This window comes from Nonomuraea spiralis (genome assembly GCF_014648435.1).
Classification (GTDB): Bacteria; Actinomycetota; Actinomycetes; order Streptosporangiales; family Streptosporangiaceae; genus Nonomuraea; species Nonomuraea spiralis.
The window spans coordinates 1-2,286 of the sequence record NZ_BMRC01000077.1 but is presented as its reverse complement, the minus strand read 5'-3'; the positions used below and the strand labels follow the sequence as shown (position 1 = coordinate 2,286).

Genomic DNA, 2,286 nt, shown 5'->3' with positions numbered 1-2,286 from the left:
CTGGCTGGAGTTCGAGATCGACAAGCGCGACAGCGTCGGTGTGCGCATCGACCGTAAGCGCAAGCAGGCCGTCACCGTGCTTCTCAAGGCGCTGGGATGGACCAACGACCAGATCCTCGAGCGGTTCGGCCAGTACGAGTCGATGCGGGCGACCCTGGAGAAGGACCACACGGCCGGTCAGGATGACGCGCTGCTCGACATCTACCGCAAGCTGCGTCCGGGTGAGCCGCCGACCAAGGAGTCGGCGCAGACCCTGCTGGAGAACCTGTACTTCAATCCCAAGCGGTACGACCTGGCGAAGGTGGGCCGCTACAAGATCAACAAGAAGCTCGGGGTCGACTCCGAGATCACGCAGGGCACGCTGACCGAAGAGGACATCGTCGCCACCATCGAGTACATCGTCCGCCTGCACGCGGGCGAGGAGTCGATGCCGGGCGCCAACGGTGAGGTGATCGTCGAGGTCGACGACATCGACCACTTCGGCAACCGCCGCCTGCGCAGCGTCGGCGAGCTCATCCAGAACCAGGTCCGCCTGGGCCTGGCCCGTATGGAGCGCGTCGTCCGCGAGCGGATGACCACCCAGGACGTCGAGGCGATCACGCCGCAGACCCTGATCAACATCCGTCCCGTCGTGGCCTCCATCAAGGAGTTCTTCGGCACCTCGCAGCTCTCGCAGTTCATGGACCAGACCAACCCGCTGGCCGGCCTGACGCACAAGCGGCGTCTGTCCGCGCTCGGCCCCGGTGGTCTGTCCCGTGAGCGGGCCGGCTTCGAGGTCCGTGACGTGCACCCGTCCCACTACGGCCGGATGTGCCCGATCGAGACCCCTGAAGGCCCGAACATCGGTCTGATCGGCTCGCTGGCCTCCTACGGCCGGATCAACGCCTTCGGCTTCGTCGAGACGCCTTACCGCAAGGTCGTCGACGGCAAGGTGACCGAGCAGATCGACTACCTGACGGCCGACGAGGAAGACCGCTACGTCAAGGCGCAGGCCAACACGACGCTCAACTCCGACGGTTCGTTCGCCGAGCCGCGCGTCCTGGTCCGCACCAAGGGTGGTGAGACCGAGCTCGCGCGTGCGGAGGAGGTCGACTACATCGACGTGTCGCCGCGCCAGATGGTGTCGGTCGCCACCGCGATGATCCCCTTCCTGGAGCACGACGACGCCAACCGCGCGCTCATGGGCTCCAACATGCAGCGCCAGTCGGTGCCGCTGCTCAAGAGCGAGGCGCCGCTGGTCGGCACCGGCATGGAGTACCGTGCCGCGACCGACGCCGGCGACGTCATCAGCGCCGAGAAGGCCGGCGTGGTCGAGGAGGTCTCCGCCGACTACGTCACCGTCATGAACGACGACGGCACGCGTACGACGTACCGGGTCGCCAAGTTCAAGCGCTCCAACCAGGGCACCTCCTTCAACCAGAAGCCCATCGTCGCCGAGGGCGACCGGGTCGAGGTCAACCAGGTCATCGCCGACGGCCCCTGCACCGACAACGGTGAGATGGCGCTCGGCAAGAACCTGCTCGTGGCGTTCATGCCGTGGGAGGGCCACAACTACGAAGACGCGATCATCCTGTCCCAGCGTCTGGTCCAGGACGACGTCCTGTCCTCGATCCACATCGAGGAGCACGAGGTCGACGCCCGTGACACCAAGCTGGGCCCGGAGGAGATCACCCGGGACATCCCCAACGTGTCGGAGGAGGTCCTGGCCGACCTCGACGAGCGCGGCATCATCCGCATCGGCGCCGAGGTCGTGCCCGGCGACATCCTGGTCGGCAAGGTCACCCCGAAGGGCGAGACCGAGCTGACCCCGGAGGAGCGGCTGCTGCGCGCGATCTTCGGTGAGAAGGCCCGTGAGGTCCGCGACACCTCGCTGAAGGTGCCGCACGGCGAGCAGGGCAAGGTCATCGGCGTGCGCGTGTTCAGCCGCGACGAGGGCGACGAGCTCCCGCCGGGCGTCAACGAGCTGGTCCGCGTCTACGTGGCCCAGAAGCGCAAGATCACCGACGGTGACAAGCTGGCCGGTCGTCACGGCAACAAGGGCGTCATCTCCAAGATCCTGCCGGTCGAGGACATGCCGTTCCTGGAGGACGGCACCCCGGTCGACATCATCCTCAACCCGCTGGGTGTGCCCGGCCGGATGAACGTCGGTCAGGTGCTGGAGACCCACCTGGGGTGGATCGCCGCGCGTGGCTGGGACATCTCGGGCATCGCCGAGGCGTGGGCCGAGCGGCTGAAGGACAAGGGGTTCGAGAAGGTCGCCCCGCGTACCAACATGGCCACCCCGGT

At 67.1% G+C, this 2,286-nt stretch carries 1 protein-coding gene; it reads left to right on the top strand.

Annotation, left to right across the window (positions count from 1 at the left end):
- Positions 1 to 2,286 (top strand): DNA-directed RNA polymerase subunit beta (gene rpoB / locus IEZ27_RS53355; RefSeq protein ID WP_189654308.1); only part of this gene is annotated, 2,286 nt, incomplete at both ends.